The sequence below is a fragment of the Nitrincola sp. A-D6 genome (assembly GCF_000764495.1).
In the GTDB taxonomy this organism is placed as follows: domain Bacteria; phylum Pseudomonadota; class Gammaproteobacteria; order Pseudomonadales; family Balneatricaceae; genus Nitrincola.
The window spans coordinates 1-20793 of sequence record NZ_JRLB01000002.1 but is presented as its reverse complement, the minus strand read 5'-3'; the positions used below and the strand labels follow the sequence as shown (position 1 = coordinate 20793).

Annotated in this window: 21 protein-coding genes, 1 tRNA gene and 3 pseudogenes; 6 read left to right on the top strand and 19 right to left on the bottom strand. The window is 51.1% G+C overall.

All coding sequences use genetic code 11. The features are described 5' to 3' along the window. Positions 1 to 378 precede the first annotated feature (378 nt). The 3 genes from LH51_RS00225 (at position 379) to LH51_RS00215 (ending at position 4151) form a co-directional block, all read left to right on the top strand. Complete coding sequence (locus LH51_RS00225) at positions 379 to 1320, top strand: GGDEF domain-containing protein (RefSeq protein WP_052063300.1); 942 nt, start codon at positions 379 to 381, stop codon at positions 1318 to 1320. A gap of 570 nt (positions 1321 to 1890) precedes the next feature. Continuing rightward, complete coding sequence (locus tag LH51_RS20715; RefSeq protein ID WP_160173657.1) at positions 1891 to 2292, top strand: hypothetical protein; 402 nt, start codon at positions 1891 to 1893, stop codon at positions 2290 to 2292. Then, the gene (locus tag LH51_RS00215; RefSeq protein ID WP_052063299.1) at positions 2181 to 4151 is read left to right on the top strand and encodes a sensor domain-containing protein; all 1971 of its coding nucleotides are present in this window, start codon (positions 2181 to 2183) and stop codon (positions 4149 to 4151) included. Before LH51_RS20715 ends, LH51_RS00215 begins: the two co-directional genes overlap by 112 nt. 78 nt (positions 4152 to 4229) lie before the next feature. On the opposite strand, the gene LH51_RS23810 is transcribed toward LH51_RS00215, so the two are convergent. From LH51_RS23810 to LH51_RS00185, 8 genes are all read right to left on the bottom strand, one after another. Continuing rightward, complete coding sequence (locus LH51_RS23810; protein ID WP_200881806.1) at positions 4230 to 6323, bottom strand: CheR family methyltransferase; 2094 nt, start codon at positions 6321 to 6323, stop codon at positions 4230 to 4232. Beyond that, complete coding sequence (locus LH51_RS23805) at positions 6254 to 6652, bottom strand: chemotaxis protein CheB (RefSeq protein WP_052063297.1); 399 nt, start codon at positions 6650 to 6652, stop codon at positions 6254 to 6256. The genes LH51_RS23810 and LH51_RS23805 overlap by 70 nt, the downstream gene beginning before the upstream one ends. Positions 6653 to 6654: 2 nt before the next feature. Next, a complete protein-coding gene (locus LH51_RS21000; protein WP_200881805.1) occupies positions 6655 to 6828 on the bottom strand; it encodes a hypothetical protein in 174 nt (57 codons plus the stop codon). Next, complete coding sequence (locus tag LH51_RS00205) at positions 6825 to 7244, bottom strand: hypothetical protein (protein WP_036518617.1); 420 nt, start codon at positions 7242 to 7244, stop codon at positions 6825 to 6827. Before LH51_RS00205 ends, LH51_RS21000 begins: the two co-directional genes overlap by 4 nt. A gap of 16 nt (positions 7245 to 7260) precedes the next feature. Further along, a complete protein-coding gene (locus LH51_RS00200; protein WP_081960583.1) occupies positions 7261 to 8082 on the bottom strand; it encodes a Crp/Fnr family transcriptional regulator in 822 nt (273 codons plus the stop codon). A gap of 145 nt (positions 8083 to 8227) precedes the next feature. Continuing rightward, positions 8228 to 8542 (bottom strand): BON domain-containing protein, encoded by a 315-nt coding sequence (locus LH51_RS00195; RefSeq protein ID WP_036518615.1) that lies wholly within the window; start codon positions 8540 to 8542, stop codon positions 8228 to 8230. A 126-nt stretch (positions 8543 to 8668) separates the two neighbouring features. After that, positions 8669 to 9472 carry a transglutaminase-like domain-containing protein gene (locus LH51_RS00190; protein ID WP_200881804.1) on the bottom strand — a complete coding sequence of 268 codons (804 nt, stop codon included), beginning with the start codon at positions 9470 to 9472 and terminating at the stop codon, positions 8669 to 8671. Between the two features lie 151 nt (positions 9473 to 9623). Further along, complete coding sequence (locus tag LH51_RS00185) at positions 9624 to 9842, bottom strand: CsbD family protein (protein ID WP_235263342.1); 219 nt, start codon at positions 9840 to 9842, stop codon at positions 9624 to 9626. Between the two features lie 467 nt (positions 9843 to 10309). On the opposite strand from LH51_RS00185, the gene LH51_RS00180 reads away from it, so the two are divergent. Both LH51_RS00180 and LH51_RS23240 read left to right on the top strand, forming a co-directional pair. Then, positions 10310 to 11254, top strand: coding sequence for a DUF2254 domain-containing protein (locus LH51_RS00180; RefSeq protein ID WP_036518614.1), 945 nt, complete (start codon positions 10310 to 10312; stop codon positions 11252 to 11254). Continuing rightward, a pseudogene (locus tag LH51_RS23240) lies at positions 11161 to 11595 on the top strand (DUF2254 family protein); the annotation flags it as partial. The gene LH51_RS00180 and the pseudogene LH51_RS23240, both read left to right, overlap by 94 nt. Before the next feature lie 89 nt (positions 11596 to 11684). Here the strand turns inward: LH51_RS23240 and LH51_RS00170 are convergent. The 11 genes and pseudogenes from LH51_RS00170 to LH51_RS00120 all read right to left on the bottom strand — a co-directional run bounded on the left by LH51_RS00170 (position 11685) and on the right by LH51_RS00120 (position 20180). After that, positions 11685 to 11761 (bottom strand) — tRNA-Met (locus tag LH51_RS00170). A 66-nt stretch (positions 11762 to 11827) separates the two neighbouring features. Next, on the bottom strand, positions 11828 to 12196 hold the full coding sequence (locus LH51_RS00165; RefSeq protein ID WP_036518610.1) for a PilZ domain-containing protein: 369 nt from the start codon (positions 12194 to 12196) through the stop codon (positions 11828 to 11830). Further along, a complete protein-coding gene (locus tag LH51_RS00160; RefSeq protein WP_036518608.1) occupies positions 12193 to 12981 on the bottom strand; it encodes an OmpA/MotB family protein in 789 nt (262 codons plus the stop codon). The genes LH51_RS00165 and LH51_RS00160 overlap by 4 nt, the downstream gene beginning before the upstream one ends. Next, a complete protein-coding gene (locus LH51_RS00155) occupies positions 12978 to 13805 on the bottom strand; it encodes a motility protein A (protein WP_052063296.1) in 828 nt (275 codons plus the stop codon). Before LH51_RS00155 ends, LH51_RS00160 begins: the two co-directional genes overlap by 4 nt. 67 nt (positions 13806 to 13872) lie before the next feature. Then, the gene (gene apaG, locus LH51_RS00150) at positions 13873 to 14259 is read right to left on the bottom strand and encodes a Co2+/Mg2+ efflux protein ApaG (RefSeq protein ID WP_036518606.1); all 387 of its coding nucleotides are present in this window, start codon (positions 14257 to 14259) and stop codon (positions 13873 to 13875) included. Positions 14260 to 14268: 9 nt separating this feature from the next. Then, positions 14269 to 15078, bottom strand: coding sequence for a 16S rRNA (adenine(1518)-N(6)/adenine(1519)-N(6))-dimethyltransferase RsmA (gene rsmA / locus LH51_RS00145; RefSeq protein WP_036518605.1), 810 nt, complete (start codon positions 15076 to 15078; stop codon positions 14269 to 14271). 6 nt (positions 15079 to 15084) lie between these two features. Then, on the bottom strand, positions 15085 to 16089 hold the full coding sequence (pdxA, locus tag LH51_RS00140; RefSeq protein ID WP_036518603.1) for a 4-hydroxythreonine-4-phosphate dehydrogenase PdxA: 1005 nt from the start codon (positions 16087 to 16089) through the stop codon (positions 15085 to 15087). Between the two features lie 8 nt (positions 16090 to 16097). Continuing rightward, positions 16098 to 17375, bottom strand: a complete 1278-nt coding sequence (locus LH51_RS00135; protein ID WP_036518600.1) for a peptidylprolyl isomerase — start codon at positions 17373 to 17375, stop codon at positions 16098 to 16100. A gap of 3 nt (positions 17376 to 17378) precedes the next feature. Next, positions 17379 to 17948, bottom strand: a pseudogene (lptD, locus tag LH51_RS23235) (LPS assembly protein LptD); the annotation flags it as partial. A gap of 52 nt (positions 17949 to 18000) precedes the next feature. Beyond that, complete coding sequence (lptD, locus tag LH51_RS23230; protein WP_036518592.1) at positions 18001 to 18726, bottom strand: LPS assembly protein LptD; 726 nt, start codon at positions 18724 to 18726, stop codon at positions 18001 to 18003. Continuing rightward, positions 18723 to 20180 (bottom strand): putative LPS assembly protein LptD, encoded by a 1458-nt coding sequence (locus tag LH51_RS00120; RefSeq protein ID WP_036518589.1) that lies wholly within the window; start codon positions 20178 to 20180, stop codon positions 18723 to 18725. Before LH51_RS00120 ends, lptD (LH51_RS23230) begins: the two co-directional genes overlap by 4 nt. 149 nt (positions 20181 to 20329) lie before the next feature. Between LH51_RS00120 and LH51_RS00115 the strand changes: the two are divergent. Further along, a pseudogene (locus LH51_RS00115) lies at positions 20330 to 20793 on the top strand (phosphotransferase); the annotation flags it as partial.

The window sequence follows — 20793 nt, the reverse complement described above, 5'->3', positions numbered from 1 at the left end:
CTGGGAAGAAGTCTGAATCACCAATACAGCTGTAATTCAGGATGAACATCTAAAGTACGCGGTGGGTAGGGGGCGTCGGTTCGCTAACGCACGTAGATCAGCCGGTCTTAAAATGCGTGATTTTGGTTGGTTATACGGGCGCTGTGTATGTTTGTTAGGTAACGGACATGCCCGGTCTCTGCACCTAAAATCAAAACCTTTGAAACAAATGTATTAACGGGTGCTGTGTCAATGGTGAAAAGATCTAACCGTAAATCACAAGGCCGGGTTGCGGTTGAACCTCGGGCGCATTGTATGTCGGTATTAAATCATGCGCTCGTGCATCAGCCTGACAGATCCTTATTACACGAGCTTCAAGTTCACCAGGTAGAATTGGAAATGCAAAATGAAATGCTGCGTAAGGCGCAGACGGAACTTGAAGTGACCCGTGATCGCTATGCGGATCTGTTCGATTTTGCTCCTATACCTTATATCACGCTATCTGCTGATGGAAAAATTAGTGAGGCTAATCTGGCCGCTACGGCGTTATTGGCAGGAGATCAAAAAGATCTGGTTGGACACGGCTTCGCAGAATTCCTTGTTCCGGATGATCTTGCACGTTGGGTACGGCATGTGAATGCCGGTTGGCAGCTACCGGGTATGCACTTACCAGAGTTTGAGCTCTTGCTCAGAGGTAATGGTCGGGCGCTGTTTTCGGCTGAGCTACACTGTATGGTCACGGCGCGCCCTGGCGCTTTTTCCAGTATGCGTATTGCCTTGTTCGACATCACTGAGCGGCTTGCCATTGCTGCAAGAATGGAACAGCTGGCTTATTTTGATTCACTTACACAGCTGCCGAATCGTCGACTATTTCACGACCGATTGGAACAAGCCGTGACGGCAAGTAAGCGCAGTAACCGCTACGGTGCCCTGCTGTATCTTGATCTGGATGGTTTCAAGCTACTCAACGATACCCATGGCCATGACGCTGGCGATCACATGCTGATTGAGGTAGCACACCGCTTGCGTACGAGTCTGCGGGAAGGCGATACAGTGGCACGTATTGGTGGAGACGAATTTGTGATGATTCTGGAAAGGTTGGCTATGTCCGAGGCCGGAGCGGCGCAGTTTGCTCAAGAGGTTGGAGAAAAACTCAAGCGTGCCATTGCACTCAGCTTTGATCCGGAAGGTGTAGAGTTACAGTGCTCTGTTAGCATTGGCATACGTATGTTTGGACCGACTTCGCACGTTGACGACTTGCTCAAGCAGGCTGATCAGGCGCTCTATCAGGCCAAGCGCGCCGGGCGCAACCAGATCAGTTTTTTTAACGCAAAAACGTAACTATTTAGTTCCCAGTTCCTTACGGCAGGACAAAAGATCTAACTTGGTGAAGGGCCGGTCCTGAGCCATGTTTTGCGCTGCAAAGATCACCATCTCGCCGAATGAAGCCGAGTGCCGTCAGCAGAGCACAAGGGACGACTTGATCGCTGGTTTCCTGGGTGCAGATGTTATCCAGTAATTGCGAACTTATTTTGTCATTTGTGACTAGTATAGCCATGTGTGGTATATTGACATTGCATTTTACTGTACAAGGGTCATCTCATAATGAAAAGAAAAGACCTGCGCAAACAGGCTAGAATCTGTTCAGGAAAAATAAAAACAGCTAAGCTGCCAGAGTGCTCTGGAGATATCTTTGTCGTGCAGCTAGCGATCGGCCGGGCTGTTTGACCAAATTCTCCGAGCTGTCATGTGCCAACAAGGATAAAAATACTCTGCTGGCTGGCACCGGCTCGACTTTGTGCTTAACCAGGCGTGCCTACTGCAATACACCCCATCCCCTTGGATATCGTCACCAGGCTACATGGTTCGGAATCCCCCTTCAGCAAAGCATAACGACGGGTGGATAAATCCTTGAGTAACAAACTGCAAAATTTCACTCAGCCTCACATCGAGGCCGTGGCCCTGCGTAAACGGGCTGAAAAGCAAGCTTCGTTCATGGAGTCGTCCGAGCTGTTCGCACAAACCCCTGAAAAAATTCAGCAGATGCTGCATGAGCTTCGGGTACACCAGATTGAACTGGAGATGCAGAACGAGGAGCTTCGCACGGCCCATGAGGTGATTGAAGCTGTTCGGGCGCGCTATTTCGACCTCTATGACCAAGCACCGGTGGCTATTGCATTCTGTCTGAGCTGGGGCTGGTTGTGGAGGCCAACCTCACCGCCGCTACGCTACTGGGCACGGCCCGCAACATGCTGGTCAAGCAGCCGCTCACCCGCTTCATCTTTAGAGAAGATCAGGATATCTATTACCTGAAGCATAATCAGCTCCTAGCAACGTGCGAAGCACAGGAATGTAACCTGCGGCTGGTCAAGCCGGATGGTTCGTTCTTCTGGGTACATATGACGGAAATCTTCACTCAGGCAGATGACGGCGTTCCGGTTTTCCGAATGGTGTTCAGCGACATCACCGAGCGCATGCGTACCGAGGATGAACTGCGTATTGCCGCCGTCGCATTTTCGACCCAGAACGGCATGGTAATCACTGACACTAAGGGCATCATTATGCGGGTGAACCTGGCCTTCACCCGTTTAACTGGCTACATGCCTGCTGAAGCAATTGGTAAGACAATGTCCCTGTTGCACTCGGGGCGCCACTCCCTGCTGTTTTACCAGCGTATGTGGCAGAAACTCAATGACGATGGACACTGGCAAGGCGAAATCTGGAACCGACGCAAGTGCGGCCAGATTTATGCCGAAATGCTAAGCATCACCGCAGTCGTGTCACCTGAGCGAGGTGTCACTCATTACGTTGGTAATTTTTCCGACATTACCGAGAACAAAGAGGTTGAAGCTGAAATCCATCGACTGGCCTACTACGATGTGCTTACCAGTTTACCCAACCGTCGGCTGCTACAAGATCGTATCGGTCAGGCCGTAACCGCCACGGTACGTAGCGGTCTCTTCGGTGCTTTGTTTTTCATCGACATTGATCACTTCAAGACGCTCAACGATACGCGTGGTCACGATACGGGTGATCAGTTGCTGATTGAAGTCGCGCAGCGCTTAAGCGCGATGGTACGCGATGGTGATACAGTTTCACGACAAGGCGGTGACGAATTTGTCGTGCTAATGGAGAATCTGGGTGCAAGCACACATGAGGCCATTGCCCTGGCGGGTCGCCTGGGCGAAAAATTGCGCAATGCCTTCGAACAGCCGTTCACGCTCAAGGGCAACGAATACCAGTGCAAGATTAGTATCGGCGTCAGTCTGTTCAATAGCGGCGATACAGTCGAAGACCTTTTCAAGCACGCTGATCTGGCGCTGTATCAGGCAAAAAATGCCGGGCGCAACCTGGTGCGCTTTTTCGATCCGGCCATGCAGGCTGAGCTGGAGCAGCGCAGTGCCCTTGAAATCGAGTTGAGAAAGGCGCTACAGCGCCAGCAATTGCGGCTTTACTACCAGTTACAAGTCAATAGCAATGGCTGCCCTATCGGCGTTGAGGCTTTGCTGCGTTGGCAGCATGCGCAGCACGGACTGGTGCCACCGGATGATTTCATTCCGTTGGCAGAAGAAACCGGCCTGATCTTTCCTATTGGCTTGTGGGTGTTGGAAACGGCCTGTGCCCAGCTTGCGGTCTGGGGTGACGATGTTCGAACCTGCGAATTGCAAATCGCTGTGAATGTCAGTGCCCGGCAATTCCGCCAGGCAGACTTTGTCGCTCAGGTACAGCAGGTGTTGGCAGTCAGCGGTGCCAATCCAGCACGTTTGAAGTTGGAGTTAACGGAAAGCATGATGCTGAAAGATGTTGCCAACACCATTGAGACAATGACCGCGATCAAACGACTTGGGGTGAGCTTTGCCATGGACGATTTTGGCACCGGCTACTCGTCGCTCGCCTATCTGGCGCAGCTACCGCTCGATCAATTCAAGATCGACCGCTCTTTTGTGTGCAACCTGCCAGGAAACCAGAATGACGAAACTATTGCCCACACCATCATTGGTATGGGACGCGGGCTGTCCATGGACGTGATTGCTGAAGGCGTTGAAACCGAAGCGCAACGCCATTTTCTCGAAAAACATGGCTGTTATGCCTATCAGGGCTATCTGATCAGTCGACCCTTGCCGATTGACGAGTTGGAGATATTGCTGCTGAACCCTGCAGGACATCACTGAACACAAGCGTGCCGGGCGCAACCAGATCAGTTTTTTTAACGCGAAAACCTGACTCTCCAGCCGTTGTTGCATAGCGACTCACGGCTGGTTTTCTATCCGTTCCACCGTCTCACGCAATTCGGCTTCCAGCTTTTTCGCCAGGGTGATATCGATAAAGGTAATCACGACGCCGTTGATCAGGTTTTGCATGGTCCGGTAGGGCATGATGCGCACAGTGAACCAGCGCTCGTCACTCGCCGTGACCTGTTTTTCGGAGAAGATCAGGGTGCGCAGCACTTCCTCTGCATCCTGGGCCAGATCCGGGTAGGCCAGATCGCTTGCCAGATCTGACAGTGGCCGCCCGACATCGGCCGAAATAAGTTTAATGACACGTGCCGCTTGTTCCGTAAAACGCCGGATATGTAAACGATTATCCAGAAAAATGGTGGCAACCTCGGTGCTGTTGAGCAGGTTCTGCATATCGTCACTGACGCGTGACAAGTCGTCCACTCTGGATTGCAGTTCGGCATTAACGGTTTGCAACTCTTCGTTGAGTGACTGCATCTCTTCTTTCGAGGTGGTCAGCTCTTCGTTGGTTGATTGCAGCTCTTCATTGGTAGATTGCAGCTCTTCATTGGCCGACTTGAGCTCCTCTCCAGAGGTTTGCATCTGCTCACGCAGGCACTTAACTTCTTCCTGTGCCTGCTCTAGCGACTGTTCAAGCTGGGCTTCCAGCGGCGATTGTGCTTTTTTCCTGGTTTGACGTTTGGCTGGCGGTTTTGACCGGAGCTCTTTGAACACAATCATCACAGTGCCATGCAGTGGCTCCGGATCTTCAACATATTTCAGCGTGAGGTCCAGTTGATAGGTTTTGCCGTCATCCTCCAGGGAAAGGTCGTGGCACTCGACACGTCCTCTATCACGAACAACTTGCTGCAGGGCGCTTGCGAGGGCATGGCGCAGGCCATTACGCGCCATGGCGTAGATATTCCAGTTAGCCTTACCCGCGGCAGGCTCTAAATAGCGCCCGGTGCGCCCGCAGATATAGATAATATCTCCGCTTGCCGTCACCAGAACGGCGGCAGGGGCAAACTCGCGCAGTAACAGCTGGTCTGCGAGAAGCTGTAGATTTTTGGCGGCTGGCAGAGTCGCGGTGTCACTGTCATCCGACAAGCTACTCAGGCGTGTCGGGAAGTCAACCGAAAGCATCTGTGCTGACGTATCCAGACGACGATAGATCCGTGTTTTTGAATCCAGTGCTTCGAACCCCTGGGTGGTGGAACCGACGGTTTCGGAGTTGCCCAGGAACAGCACCCCTCCGGGTGTCAGGCTGTAATGAAATAACGTCAGTAATTTTAGCTGCAGTTCGGGCCCAAAATAAATCAAAACATTACGGCAGGACAACAGATCCAGCTTGGTAAAGGGCGGGTCCTGAGCCATGTTTTGCGGTGCAAAGATCACCATTTCACGCACGTCTTTGGAGATCTGATAGCCATCATCCGTGGCTATAAAATAACGTTCCAGCCGCTCAGCCGATACCTTGCCATCGATATCTTTGGGGTAGTGGCCTACACGCGCCAGATCTATGGCGTCCTGAGACAGATCTGTGGCAAAAATATGCAAGGAGTAACGACCGCTGGGCTGATGTATCTCCAGCGCCTCTTTAAAGCAAATCGCAATGGAATAGGCTTCTTCGCCGGTCGAACAGGCTGGCACCCAGGCGCGCAAAGCACGGCCGGTTGAATGGCGTTGGAAAAGTGCTGGAAAAGCTATATCGCGCAGGCTGTCCCAAGCCGCAGGATCGCGGAAAAAGCTGGTGACGCCGATCAACAGCTCCTTGAACAGCAGGTCCAGCTCCTGAGCATTTTCCTGTAACAGCAGTACATAGTCGCTAATGTGTCCAAGTTGGTGGACGCCCATACGTCGTTCGATGCGCCGGTAAAGTGTGCTTTTCTTATAGGGCGAAAAATCCTGACCGTTGTGTGCCTGTATCAGGGACAACACCCTGTCCAGTCCACTTTTGGCCAAATCATCCTGGCTATCCTTGGATTTATCGGTACTTAACCCATGCTGTAAACGTGCGATGATGCGCTTTGGAAGCCCGGCAGCCGGTGCGATGATATCTACCAGACCCGCATCGATTGCACTTTGTGGCATCGACGGGAAGGCGGCGGTGGTTGGGTCTTGTACCAATACCAGCCTGCATGCTTCTTAATGGCAGCCAGACCTGCGGTACCATCTGAGCCCATGCCCGACAGCAGCACAGCGACCGCCTGTTGCTGGTAATCCAGTGCCAGAGAGCTCAGAAAAAAGTTAATGGGCAGGCGCTGTCCGCGAGGTGCTGCCGGTGTGGATAGATAGAGGGCACCCGCCTTAATGGATATATCGTGGTTGGGCGGCAGTACATAGACGTGATCTGGAAGCACCTTGAGGTGATCTGTGACCTGAATAACGGGTAAGCTGGTAGCCCGCTGAAGCAGTTCCGGCATCATGCCCTTGTGTGTGGGATCAAGGTGTTGCACGATCACGTAGCCATGCCACTGTTCGTCGGCACGGCGCTGAGAAATAGCTCCAGGGCTTCCAGCCCACCGGCCGAGGCGCCGATGCCGACCACGGGAAAGGAGGGCTGAGAGGGTGCTGCTACATGCGGGTTGTTGATTTCGTTTTCAGGGAGCCGATCAGTTTCACATTCATTCATACTTTGCTCATGTTAATGCGACACTCTTGCCCCTCTTCATTAGGTACGCCCTCTAGCTTAATCCGCGTTTCGGGCTGTTCTGGAGTGGTTTTAAGAGCGACCTCACAGGTGTTTAATAGCTTACCTTCAAGTATATCATCTAAAAAGCGCTGAAAGATTGGTAGGGATAAATCAGAGAGCAAGGATTGAAAACGGTGGCGGTCCTTATTCGAGCGCTTGATTTTGATCAGAATAGCCGCAGCCAGATTCATCTCCAGAATTGAACCTATCGAGTTCAGGGTGAGATAGGGTGCTGGAGCAAAATCGTATATATCAACATAGTGGGCGCGCAGTGCATCGGCTTCTTCGTAGGCCTGTTTGAGTTCTTCGTTGTTCATCTCCAGCTCAATTTGATGTATCTGCAGTTCCTGTATCATCCGCGAGCTGTCCCAACTAGTGTTCGGGGGGAGAAGGCATTTGCTCTAAGCGTTTTTCGGCACGCTGGCGCAGCGTAGCGGGATTGTGGCGAGGTTTTCCCTTGGAGGGTGAGACTGGCTTGAGGCCGAACAGCCGATCATACTCTGACTTGACTACGTTGTAGCATTCGCAGGCGCGCTGTTGGATTCCGGCTCTGTCGACAATGATAATACGCCCACGGCTATAGTGGATAAGACCTGCATCCTGAAGTTTGCCAGCGGCAGCGGTCACACATTCACGGCGTACACCGAGCATGTCAGCGATAACTTCCTGGGTCATATCGATCTGATTGCCACCCAGAAGATCCAGACTCAGCAGCAGCCAACGACACAGCTGTTGATCGGCGTGATGGTGGCGGTTGCAGACGACGCTCTGCGCAATTTGGGTCATGAGTGCTTGCACATAAGCCAGCGACAGTTGCAACAGGTTTTCGCTCTGTTCCAGCTCCCAGGTAAAACTGGCGGCTGGCAGGCGGTAGGCGAAGCCCTTGCTTTGTACAACGGCTTCGTAGCTGGAGTGTATCCCACCCAGTACCAGCGGAATACCGACGAAGCCATCTTTGCCTGTCATTGCCAGCCCGGCTGATGAGCCATCTTTGGTGGTGAATACTCTGGCTACGATCCCGGAGGTTAGAAAATAGACATACTCCAGCTTTTCACCCGCCTTAAACAGCACCTGACCCACCTTCAGGGGTACCCGCTCAAGGTCATGGAGTAGACGGGAGTAGTCAGCATCATCCAGGGTTGCCAGAATGCGATTCTGTTTAGGATCATCCACTGTGTCAGGTGTTGCATTCATACTGTTCCCCGCTAATTGAGGCGGATAAGATTATACAACCAAGCGTGATCCGCGTTATCTAGAATACTCCAGAAAAGATCGACATAATACGACTGTTTAATGCCGGTGATCATTAAGGTCCCCGGCAGGAGACCTTAACAGTTGTTTACTTGACTTGCATATCGTTTTTGACCGATTTTACCCCTTCAACATTCCGGGTAACCCGAACCGCCCTGTTAATTTCTGTTTGTGAACTGACAAAACCGCTCAGTTGCACCACGCCGTCGAAGGTTTCAACATTAATTTCGTTGACCCTAAGCTCCGGATCTTCGAGTATGGTCGCCTTAACACGGGTGGTAATCGTCGTATCATCGATATAGGCGCCTACCGTTTGCTGCTTTTCCGGTGCGGCACAACCTGCTAATAACAGCATAGAGAAGGCGAAAAAGATCGCTGCAGCATACTTGCTAAGATGTTTCATGATGAAATCTCCAGTTTTTACTTGTTAAGGCATTAGGTGAGTGGATCAAATTGATCTAATCAAACGTTGGTTTAGTTTAGTCTGTGCCAGTGATAGTCATCTGTACGCTAGCGCACATTTAGATTATTAGTGGGGTATCAGGTGGTAATGGGTGACAGGTATATCGGCGGTTGATAGTACCTTGGTTTGGTGTGCCGGTAGTCTTAAGTCCTCTTCTGAATCCACGATAGCGTCAATGGCTATGCGCACGGTTGAGGAGGTCACCGAACCGAATACCGTGGCAAATGAGACATCAGCCGCATCTCTACCGGTTCCAAGCCGCATCAGTCCCATGGTTGGGCATAAGCCACTCGGATCAAAAAGATACCAGCGGCCACTGAGATATACCTCAACATAGGCATGGAAATCTGGGGGTCCCAGCGCCGGATCAGAGCCATAGTCGATACCGGAGACAAATCGAGCCGGAATATTCAACGCGCGGCACAGGGTAATCATCAGGTGGGTAAAGTCACGACACACGCCTGCTTGATCGGCCAGAGTGTCGATGGCGGAGGTACTTTCCGCTGAGCTGCCAGAGGTGAACCTGGTGCGTTGATTGACCCAATCCTTGATGGCAAGTACACGCGCATAGCCTGGTACCATGTTGCCGAACTCCTTATTAGCGAGTTCCCGCATACGGTCTGACTGGCAATACCGGCTTGGGTAAATATAGCTGATGACATCCAGTGGCAGATCACCGACTTCAACTTCTTCTAAATCATCAGGTTCTGCTTCGATATGCACCAGGTCCACCACACCTTCATAGCGAACATTGAGTGGTCCGGCATGGCCTCGTAAACGCATATAGCGTGTGCCATCTGCCTGATGACTATAAACTTGTGCTGCGCCGACTGGTTTATAGTCACCGACTCGCTGACAAGCTGCTGGCACTGGGTAATGGCCGGGTGAATATTGAATATAAAATCACAAGATTCATCCAGTACCTCGTACGCCAGTTCAATAGAAAATTCCAATCTCACCATGTTAGGGCTCACTTGAGTAAAGAGTTCACTGTGTAAATAGTGCAATGACGAATAGATGGTTAGCGAATATGTGTTTCGGTGAAGAGTTTCACTTGTTTTTCAGCTTCTTCACGGGTGATGTTGTACTTTTCTTCTATCAGACCAACCAGCTTCTGGTGATGTCCTGACGTTTGCATCAACTGATCATCAGTAAGTTTGCCCCAGGCAATTTTGGCCGCGCCCATATGCTGTTTCCATTGAGCGGAGAGCATATTCATCGTATTTTCTGAAGTTGTCATGTTAACCTCTGCAGGTGGTGCTCTTCTGGCGACGCCAGTTTGTAGAACCACTATAAGATTATAGGATAAAACCCTGCGTTGCTCCGGTCAGTGCGTTATCGCGCTTATTGGGCAACAAGGTGCATGAGCGTAGCACCTGAAGACCGACCAGCATAAAACTTGTGGCATACACTAGAGATGATCAGAGCTATCATTTTGTCAGGTTGCTCTCGGTATCTTCGAACTGTGCAAGATCTGAGTTCGCGCCATATGTGGAAGGGTGCTATTCTCATTAGTAAATGTATCAGCGCGACTAGCCGCAAAGTTGCAGCCAGTCTGGTTATGGAGGTGCCTGCGCCATGTCTAAGGTTATTGCCGTATTGGTTGAGAGGGACATCCATCATGCTCTATACAGTCATTTTGTAATAAGGGCCCTCCAGCTTGATTAAGCTGCCAGACCACCGGGATATCAGCAAGCTGGCCTGCGGATGCTGAGCCTGGACAGGTTTCGTTTTGTTTTCAGTCGTATCAAAGAGCGTTTGTGGGTCAAGCCACTGGTAGTTTGTGTGTTTTCGGTTGGTGGTACATTCCTCGCTATGTTAGCTGATGATGCAGGATTATCCAGAGTGTTGCCCGAGGTCACTCAGGGGTCAGTGGAGTCGTTGTTGTCTATCATGGCATCCAGCATGCTGGTGATTGCGACCTTCGCCGTAGGCTCCATGGTTGCGGCTTATGCATCCGCCAGTACGGGTGCTACCCCTCGCTCCTTGCCTTTGGTATTTGCTGATGACGTTACTCAAAACGCCTTATCTGTGTTTATCGGTGCTTTCATCTTCAGTATTGTTTCTCTGATAGCCGTCAAGAACGACTTATTCGACTCGGCAGGCTTGTTTGCGATTTTCGTGCTGACTCTTCTGGTATTCACTATTGTCATCGTCACCTTTGTGCGCTGGGTGGACAAAATTGCCCGGCTGGGCCGGGTAGTCAACACTATTGAGAAAACGGAAAGTGCTGCTGCTGACGCCCTGGATCGCCGCCGACATGCACCCACGCTGGGCGCTTTGGCAGCCTCATCGCACCAGGCCAGTAGCAAGGGGGTTCTGGTAAGTTCGTCAAGGGTTGGGTATGTACAGCATATTGACCTGGAGACGTTACAATCCTGCGCTGAAACGCTTAATTGCTATGTTATGGTATTAGCCGTGCCTGGCACCTTTGTAAGTGCAGGACGTCCGTTGTTGAGTATTGAAGGGCACCTTGAGGCTGTGATACGTTCAAGCCAGATGCTTTTTCGAACGCCTTCACTGTTCGCTCAAATCGTACTTTTGAAGACGATCCCCGTCTTGGACTACTTGCGTTGTCCGAAATCGCCGATAAGGCACTATCACCGGGTATTAATGACCCTGGAACCGCTATCAATGTCATTGGCACATTGATACGACTGTTTACGCTTTGGCAATCACCTCTGGAAAACGACAAATTACCCGAGACTATCTATGATCGCGTAGTGGTTCCCGAGCTCGTGATTGAGGACTTGTTTGATGATGCCTTTACAGCGATTGCCCGCGATGGTGCCGCGATGGTTGAGGTTTCTATCCGTCTGCAGAAAGCTTTCTGCACTTTGGCTGAAGCGGGTGATCCTGCGATGACTGCGGCCGCCAGAAAACATTCACGTATGGCACTGGCACGCTCAGAACGCGCTATGTTACTCTCGGATGATATCGATGCTGTGCGTAGAGTGGCTAATCGCCTGGCAGACAGTAGTGTGACAGCTTGACCTTGGGGATCGATCCGTAGCGGGGAATAGTGCATCTGTATAAGCGAAAAAGGCAGATCAGTAAGTAACTGATCTGCCTTCTTAAAATTTGGTAGCGGGGACAGGATTTGAACCTATGACCTTCGGGTTATGAGCCCGACGAGCTACCAGACTGCTCCACCCCGCATCAACGTGGGACGAATATTACAGAGAAGGGCTTTTACTGTCAAGCGTTTATTGCGCAGTTGCAAAACTATTCTTCTCTTTGGCGTAATATTGCATGTTTCTGGCATTCCAGGATGAAGCGGGATAACAGGCGTTCATCCATGGTACTCATGTCTTGTAACTCGCCACCATAACTGCCTGTCAGGGTTCTAATCAGATCTACCTTGCAGTAGATGGTGAAATCGCGCTCACCCAGGGTAAAGTTAAGCTGGGCATCATAGCATCCGGACTTGAGTTCATGTTCACTGAGAAAAGCCACACCATTGGCTGACAGGTCTTCCAGATCAACCAGGTCGCCATTTACCCGCAGGCTGACCGGGTCATCCTGTACTGGGGTCATACGAAAGGCTCTGCGGCCGCGGTCTGTGATTCCCGGAAGTGAGATTAGTGGTTTCATCTTGGTAACTCCGTCCGTTCAAGGACAAACTCTAAGCGTCGGTTGGCCGCTCTGTTTTCTTCAGTAGTGTTGGGCAGTAGCGGCATGGAGTCGCCGTATCCACTGGCAACAACACGCTGTGGAGACAGTCCTCCCTCAATAAGAAAGCGTAGTACAGCGGTGGCACGAAAGGCGGATAGTTCCCAGTTGGAGGGAAAGCGTTCAGTGTCAACAGGCTGATCATCCGTATGTCCTTGAACTTCGAGTTTGAAGCCCGGGTTATCCAGGACCACCTCAAGAACACTGTCGAGCAGAGGCATCATTGAACGTCGAATTTCGACGGAGCCTGGTTCAAACATGACGGCGGCATTGACTTTCAGGTTGAGTTTTCCATCCAGTGGTGAGCCGATCTCAACCCAACTGCCCATATCTTTTTCAGCCAGAGATCCTTCGATATCGGTAACGATTTCTTCAAGTTCGGCATTGATGGAGTCCACCAGGGCTTGCTGGAAGCGCATCTGATCGGCCAGTTCTGCATTGCGGTTAATCATGGCCGGATCATTGAGGTCGGGTATACGTGTGGTTTCGGCAGCCGGTTCCAGTAACGGAATCAGGCTGGAGGGGGCAGAGTCGCGAGATAGGGCGATATTCAGTGATTTGGCGGCCTCTTCGAAGGCTTCATGTTCGACACTGGACATGGAAAATAACAGCACAAAAAACACCAGAAGCAAGGTCATCAGGTCAGCAAAGGTGGTAATCCAGCCAGGACCTTCGTTGTCTTCCAGTAGCTGCTGCTTGCGGCTCATGCCTTCTTATCCTGCGGCTTGGCTTTCTCCGCTGCTTTGGCTGGCTCCTGTGCTTTGTTTTGCTTGCCTGCACGTAGCGGTTTGCGTGAGGCTTCTGGTAGATAAGAAGACAATTGCTCATACACATGTGCGTAGTGGTCATTGGTTAGAATGCTGATGCAGCCTTCGCGGATGATTTCCAGATTGGTGACTTCAGCGAGTGTTCTGGCGCGCAGCTTTCCGGCAATAGGTAGAAATACCACGGTTGCCAATAGTGAACCATAGAAAGTGGTCAGTAGCGCAATGGCCATGGCCGGTCCAATGGTTTCCGGATCCTGAAGGGCGCTGAGCATCTGAATCAGGCCGATCAATGTGCCCAGCATACCAAACGCAGGGGCATACATGGCCATCTTGCGAAAAACGTCCTGTACCGTGAAGTGTCGGCCTATCAACGAGTCGATTTCATTTTGCAGGGTGTTGCGAATAACCTGCTCCGAAGCGGCTTCTGCAAGCAGGTTGGAGGCGCGTTGTAAAACCCTCGAGTTGGTTTCTATATCGCCTAGCATCAACAGGCCATGGCGGTGACTGATACGGCTCAGCTCCAGCATGGTATCGATCATTTCCTGGGCATTGGTTTTGTCCCGAGTGAATACGAACCAGGCTGCGCGGAAGGCGTTCAGGACATCTTTGAATTGCACAGTTAGCAAGGTAGCCGCAATGGTACCACCGGCTACAATCATCAGGCCTGGAATATTGACAAAAACATCTGGGTTGCCGCCCAGAAAGATGGCAATAATAATCAGGGCGAAGCCTGAAATAATCCCTAGTAATGATGCAAAATCCATAGCCGGTCTCTGTTGTTTAATGATCAGCAACCGAGTATAGCAATACTCGACTGGTGTTCAGTAAGTTTCAATGTAACGCATTCGGTAGTGCCAGGGTGAAGGCGGGAATCGGGGCGATAAATTCACCAGTTTCATCGGTCATCATACAATAATGTCCCTGCATACTGCCGACCTCGGTTGGCAGTACGGTGCCACTGGTATAGCTGTAGCTTTGGCCAGGTTCTATAGTGGGTTGCTCACCGACCACACCTTCACCGGTGACTTCCTGTATTTGCTCGTTGCCATCAGTGATAACCCAGCGGCGGCTGATCAACTGAACCGGAATGGGGTTCTGGTTGGTGATGGTAATGTGATAAGAAAAAACATAGCGGTGTGCATCCGGGTCAGACTGCTCATGCAGGTAAGCGGTGGCGATAGAAATGTGCATGTTTTCACCCATAGATTTACTATTCATAAACGCTGGTTATTCCTTTTCTTGGTCACATAGAAAGTCACTGATGCGGATAAATTCCTGCAGTGTCAGGCGCTCGGGACGTTCTCCCGGATTAATCTCAAGTGATTCGAGTGCTTCAGCACTGATCAGCTCTTTCAGGTTATTACGCAGTGTTTTGCGGCGCTGATTAAAAGCCGTTCTAACCACAGACTGTAACTGATCCACATCTTTGGCCACCAGGGGTAGCTGCTTATGGGGTGTCAGGCGCACGATAGCGGAGTCAACCTTTGGGACTGGATTAAAGGCCTCTGGTGGTACCAGAAACAGGTTTTCAACCTGGCAATAATATTGTGACATGATGCTCAGTCGACCATAGTGCTTCTCGCCAGCTTTGGCTGCCAGGCGTTCCACCACCTCTTTCTGTAGCATAAAGTGCATATCAGCTATGTGTTGATTATAGCTTAGCAGGTGAAAAATCAGCTGTGTGGAAATATTGTAAGGCAGGTTGCCGACGATACGCAGTGGACGTTGATCATCACATAGTGAGGTGTAGTCAAATTTCATCGCATCGGCTTGATGGACGCGAAAATGCTCAGCATAGTTAAAAAACTTGGTGCGCAGAATCGGTACCAGATCACGATCCAGTTCGATGGCATCAAGATCACCGGCTGCGTTGAGAATTTCTTCTGTCAGTGCGCCCAGTCCCGGACCAATTTCCACCAGGTGGTCAGTGGGGCGGGGGGATATGGCGCGGATAATACGCTGAATAACACCCTGATCCTGAAGAAAATTCTGACCAAAACGTTTGCGGGCTTTGTGGCCTACCGGTTTTTTACTCATGAGTTCCTAAGCTGTGTCTGATGCTGAATGGCGAGCTGAGGCCATCTGTGCAGCATAATTAATGGCAGTAATCAGGCTGCCGGTATCGGCCTTGCCACTACCGGCCAGGTCAAATGCGGTACCATGATCGACTGATGTACGGATAATCGGTAGCCCCAGGGTAATGTTAACAGCTTGGCCAAAGCCCTTGTACTTGAGCACGGGTAATCCCTGATCGTGATACATGGCGAGCACGGCATCGGCCTGGCTGAGATACTTCTCGTTGAACAGGGTGTCGGCTGGTAAGGGCCCCTGAATCAGCTCACCACGTTGGCGAAACGCATCTAATACCGGGGTGATGGTGGTCAGCTCCTCATCGCCCAGGTGTCCACCTTCTCCGGCATGGGGGTTAAGTCCGGCAACCAGTAAACGTGGCTGGGAAATGCCAAATTTCTGGCGTAAATCCTGTAACAAGATACTGATAACATCTTCCAGCAGGGGGCGGGTAATGGCATCGGCTACAGCTCTCAGTGGCAGGTGAGTAGTCGCCAGGGCCACTTTTAACCCCTCTGTGGCCAGCATCATGACCACCTTGGGGGTGCCGGTCAGAGCTTCCAGAAACTCGGTGTGTCCGGTGAAAGGGAAGCCTGCATCATTGATGATGCCTTTGTGAACCGGTGCGGTGATCAGTGCATCCAGTTTACCTTGCTGGCAGTGCTGTGTGGCCAGTGTCAGTGTTTCCAGGACATAATGGGCATTACGAACATCAGGTGTGCCTGCCTTGGCTGGAACACTCATGGATACAGGATAAACCAATAGCTCTCCTGGTTGCATCAGCCTGTTGTCCTGTTCCCCTTGCCACTCGCTTAGCAGCAAGGGCAGGCCCAGCTCTTCAGCGCGTGTGCGCAGTAGAGTGGGATCGGCGAAAACAATCAGCTGGTGTGGCCAGGCTGTTTGCGCGAGTTGCACACACAGGTCCGGACCTATACCAGCGGGTTCACCTGGAGTGACTGCAAAGCGTAGCAAAACCACTGGGCGTGTTATCCTGGATTCCGGATTTCAACATAGGCTTGTGAGCGTAATTCCCGTAGCCAGTTATCCAGTTCTTCATTATATTTGCGTTGACTGATGGTATTTCGAGCCATGTTTTCCATCATTTCGGCAGACATATCTTGTGTGCGACGGTCTCTGACCCAGAGTACATGCCAGCCAAAGCGTGATTCGAAGGGCTCGGATATCTGGTCAACGGCCGTACTGCTCATGACCTGCTCAAATTCCGGTACCATCTGGCCTTCCTGAGTCCAGCCCAGATCCCCGCCTTGTGATCCGCTGCCTGGATCATCACTGTAGCGGCGTGCCAGATTTTCAAAGGGCTGGCCATCACGGATTCGGCTAGCCAGATCGTATGCCAGGGTACGCGTTTGCTCGTCTGAGCGAATTTCATTCGGTGTGAGTAGAATGTGGCTGACCAGTGTTTGCTCGACCAGGGTTACGTCTCCACCACGGCGGTCTCTAACCTGAAGAATGTGAAATCCACCCGGTGTGCGTATCGGACGACTGATATCACCGGGTTGCAAGTTTGCGATTGCAGCCGCCAATGTTTCCGGCAGTTCACTCTGATTACGCCAGCCCAGATCACCACCGTTGAGTGCATTGGGGGCGTTGGATACAGACACCGCCGTGTCCGCAAACTCTGCACCATCTGTCAGTGTGGCATAGATCTCCTCCGCTTTACGCTCGGCTTCCTGAATTATATCGGGTGAGGCTTGAGAGGGGAGTGCAATCAGAATGTTGCTCAGCAGAAACTCAGCTTGGCGTTGTTGGGCCGCATCTGAGTTAAGAAAATTGCGAATTTCCTGTTCTGATACCTGTATGCGGCGGTTGACATTGCTTTGTTGCACCTGGCTAACTAAAAGTTCGCGACGAATCTGCTCCCGAGCTTGCGCATAATCCTGCCCTTCGGCAATCAGTGCTTCACGAAACTCTGGCAGAGTCAGCCCATTCTGAGCCGCAATGGCTTCCAGTGTTTCATTCAGTTGACGGTCGGAGATACGTAACCCTTGTATTTCGGCTATCTGCAGCTGCAGGCTGTCCAGAATCAGACGGTCCAGCACTTGCTGGCGCAATACATCGGCGGGCGGTACTTGTACTCCCTGACCCTGAATCTGTTCGGTTATTAGTCGGGTGCGCTGGTCCAGCTCACTTTTCATAATAATATCGTCGTTAACGACGGCGACAATTCTGTCCAGCTGCTGTGCCTGCGTGTGCAGTGAAAACAAAGCTACCAGCACAAAGGTCAGTACAGACTGATCAGCCATTTATCAGAAGTTATCATGATCTTTCTCTCTAAAACCGGTTATTTCTTCAATGAGGCTACGACCACCGTCGTCACCAAACGAACCCAAACCGCGTAGGATAAACTGTAAAAACACACCGCGGTCATATTCTGCTGTGGAACCACGGGTATTGGACGATTTCAGCCATTCTCTGGCTGTCAGACGCATTTTCCAGCAACAGGTTCCGTATTCCAGCCCCAACAGGCTATCCAATCGCTGCCGATTGGCTATGTCGTGTTGCCAGCGCCCTATAACACCCCACTGTGGGTTGATCTGGTTTCTGAAAGCTATGTCCGATTGACGTGTTCTTTCTCCCCCGGCAATGGCTGAGTTAACTCTGTCACGGTAACTGAAATAGAACATGTTTTCATCATCAGGTTGCCAGGTTAGCCGATAGTTCTGCTCTTCCAGGCTGAAGCTGTCACGATCAATTTCAGAGTCGTGACGTAAGCGAAGTGCCGGGGTGATATTCCACTGCGCCAGTAATGCCAGGTTGGAGCTGGACTCATCACCGTTAATATCGCCTGGGCGCAGATCATTGCCTTGCCTGTCTGTGGCGTAATAGGCTTGAGCGACAGCAAGGCGGGCTTTCTCAAAGCCGCGTTGATCATAGAGGCTGAAGACACGCTATTGTTGCTTGTGATGTGGCTGAAACCCGGTCATTACCACTCCAGCCATAGCGATCAAACAGATTGTTGTAGCTGAAGCTTAATTGTGATGTATCAAAATAGCGGAAACTATCAAGCGTTGGCTGTTGGTTGTTTTTTTCCACATGCAGCAGCATCAAACGTGGTTCAAGTGATTGAGAGTAGTCACTATCAGCAAGGGTGAAGTCCCTATCGAAGTAAAGACCTGAGTCAATGCTGGCGATACCCGCCGTGACCGAGTCAGGGATGTTTGAGGTATCGGCCCCTGTTGGGAAGTCAAAATCGTAGTTGCTGTGCCACAGGGTCAGTTCGGAGTTCATAAAGCCCCAGGGGCGGCTGTTACGATGTGTTATCGAAGGCCTGAAGTGCACGCGCTGGGCATCTGTGCGGAGAATGTCTGCTGAGTTGCTAAAAAAATCTTTTCGATCACGCTCAAAACGTACATATTCTGCCGAATAGCTCAGTGCTGCTTTCTCGCTTAGGCTTTCATTCCCGGTTAGCAAGAGTTGTGGTGTGCGTTGATAGGGCGATGAAACGTTATCATTGATGGTCTGGTATTGATGCAGGTTGGCGAGAAATTGCCAGCCATCTCCCAGGTAACGTAGCTGCCCGCGTTGATTCAAATGGTCTTCACGCTGAATTTCCAGTGAGGTTCCCAGATCGGAAAAATAGTTATTATCACTCACTTTAGTGAAATCAATCTGGCTTTCCCAGCGATCACCGGGTGTGCTTGATGATTGAAGCCTGCCAACCAGCGGTTTTCACCATCCAGCTTATCATCACCAGACAAGTAGCCAAGGCTCAACATGTTGTGAGACCAGTCATTCATGTATCTGAGTTCATTTTCCAGCAGTAAGCCGCGCTTCTCGATGTAGCGAAGTGTCAATGTGTCGTCGATATTGGGCGCTATATTAAAGTAGTAGGGAATGCTGAAGTCCAAACCATCACTTTTGGAAATCCCGATACTGGGGTACAGAAAACCGGATTGGCGCCGACTGTCGATCGGAAAACGGAACCAGGGCATATAGAACACAGGTATGTCTGCAACTCTGAAAGTGGCATGTGTGGCTATACCATAGCCCTTGTCAGGATGGAGTACTATATTGCCTGATCCGATTGACCAGGCGTTATTGCCAGGTTCGCAGTAGGTGACAGCACCTGATTCCAGACGTATGCGGTTGTCATCATAGCGTGTGATAGTTGTTGCCGATCCTCGCAGATGTTCTGCATGCACAATATATTCAGATGCATAAAAACTGGATACACCGGTGTTAAAGTTGGTCTCTGCGCGCTGTCCGACCAGGAGTAGTCCAGGCTCTCTAAAGGTGACATCACCTTCTAGAAATGCGGTATTGGCTTCATTATCTACTTCGCCATAGCGGCTGGTGAACAGGCGACTTCCCTGCTGTAGTTTAACCCCACCTGTCAGGCGAGCCAGACCGCTTTGCAGGTCAGCACTGGAAAGGTCCGCCTCAGCATAAACAGCTTGTTCGCCTGGCGTCAGTTCACTTTGCAGGTAATCAATATCCGGTTCGACGTAGCGCCCGCTACATACAGCGGCCTCATTACTGGAGTAAGGGTACCAATCAAGGTGGGCATAGGGATTATTTATTAACAGCCCGGAAGCACCGGGTTGGGCTGCATTGAATCGACCCAGCTCGGCTACACTGACAGCCTGGCGATTACCTGGCGCACAAGACCAGTTGCCATCGGCGCCAATTGTACAGTCCCAGGCATCAGCTGAGCGAGCGCGAGCCGTTTGCTCAGTGGTTATCGATCTGCCTGGTTGACTTGCTTCAGGGGCTGGTGAGGCTGATTCTGCCGGAAAGGTTCGGGCCGTATCGGGCTCAGGTGTTAGTGTGGTTAATTCTGATTCAGGTGGACTTACGGGGTCACGCGGACTGATGGGCTCAGCTGATCTGTCTGGAACTGGAGCTGGAGTTGGAGCCGAAGTTGGAGTTGGCTCTGGTGTTGATACCCTGCGTGGCTCAGGTGTCAAAGGTTCTGCCGACTGAGCATCCATAAGAAGTTCATTAACTTCACAGTCCCATTCACCATTAGGCAGCAGGTTACATACCCACAGGCGCTCATCCGTTTGTGCCGCCACCAGGGGGCGCGCAGAGGATAGCTGCCACAGCAAGGGTTAGTTGATAAGCGCTATGTTTTTTAAAAGGCATCAGGTCGCAGTCCGGTAGCGAGTCAGGCAGAGTTTCTTGCTGCCCGTGAGTCTAGTACTATTAAGCACTGCATAATAAAGCATTAACTAGGGCAAGTGCTAGAGGACAACGAATGGGAAGGCGACAACTGGCGCTGAAAAACTGGGTAGCTGAACAAATAACAGGCTCTGGTTTGGAGCTTAATACAGATTTTAGACTGGAAATGGTGGCGGGTGATGCCAGTTTCAGACGTTATTTCAGAGTGAGAGCCCAGAATCAGTCTGTTATTGTGATGGATGCTCCACCTGAGCATGAGGACTGCGGGCCTTTTGTTGCTATTGCACAGCAGTGGCTTGCTGCAGGTGTACGAGTGCCGAAACTTCTGGCCCAGGATCTGCAACAAGGGTTTCTGCTGCTGGAAGATTTTGGTGATCAACTGCTGCATAGCGGGCTCAATAAAGATAGCGCTGACCCGTTATACGCCTTGGCTTTTACCGAATTGCTAAAAATTCAGCAGATTTCCGCAGCTGGACTGCCACTTTATGATGAAGCGTTGCTCGGCAGGGAAATGCACTTGTTTCGGGAATGGTTTTTAGC

Bases quoted from the DNA above. Each gene is read 5' to 3' on its own strand.
- LH51_RS00155 (WP_052063296.1), bottom strand. From the start codon at position 13,805: ATGGATTTTGCATCATTACTAGGGATTATTTCAGGCTTCGCCCTGATT.
- LH51_RS00225 (WP_052063300.1), top strand. From the start codon at position 379: ATGCAAAATGAAATGCTGCGTAAGGCGCAGACGGAACTTGAAGTGACC.
- LH51_RS00180 (WP_036518614.1), top strand. From the start codon at position 10,310: ATGCTGAGCCTGGACAGGTTTCGTTTTGTTTTCAGTCGTATCAAAGAG.
- LH51_RS00185 (WP_235263342.1), bottom strand. From the start codon at position 9,842: ATGACAACTTCAGAAAATACGATGAATATGCTCTCCGCTCAATGGAAA.
- LH51_RS21000 (WP_200881805.1), bottom strand. From the start codon at position 6,828: ATGAATGAATGTGAAACTGATCGGCTCCCTGAAAACGAAATCAACAAC.
- apaG (WP_036518606.1), bottom strand. From the start codon at position 14,259: ATGAATAGTAAATCTATGGGTGAAAACATGCACATTTCTATCGCCACC.
- LH51_RS00205 (WP_036518617.1), bottom strand. From the start codon at position 7,244: ATGATACAGGAACTGCAGATACATCAAATTGAGCTGGAGATGAACAAC.
- LH51_RS00200 (WP_081960583.1), bottom strand. From the start codon at position 8,082: ATGAATGCAACACCTGACACAGTGGATGATCCTAAACAGAATCGCATT.
- LH51_RS00165 (WP_036518610.1), bottom strand. From the start codon at position 12,196: ATGAAACCACTAATCTCACTTCCGGGAATCACAGACCGCGGCCGCAGA.
- rsmA (WP_036518605.1), bottom strand. From the start codon at position 15,078: ATGAGTAAAAAACCGGTAGGCCACAAAGCCCGCAAACGTTTTGGTCAG.
- LH51_RS00195 (WP_036518615.1), bottom strand. From the start codon at position 8,542: ATGAAACATCTTAGCAAGTATGCTGCAGCGATCTTTTTCGCCTTCTCT.
- LH51_RS00160 (WP_036518608.1), bottom strand. From the start codon at position 12,981: ATGAGCCGCAAGCAGCAGCTACTGGAAGACAACGAAGGTCCTGGCTGG.
- LH51_RS00135 (WP_036518600.1), bottom strand. From the start codon at position 17,375: ATGGCTGATCAGTCTGTACTGACCTTTGTGCTGGTAGCTTTGTTTTCA.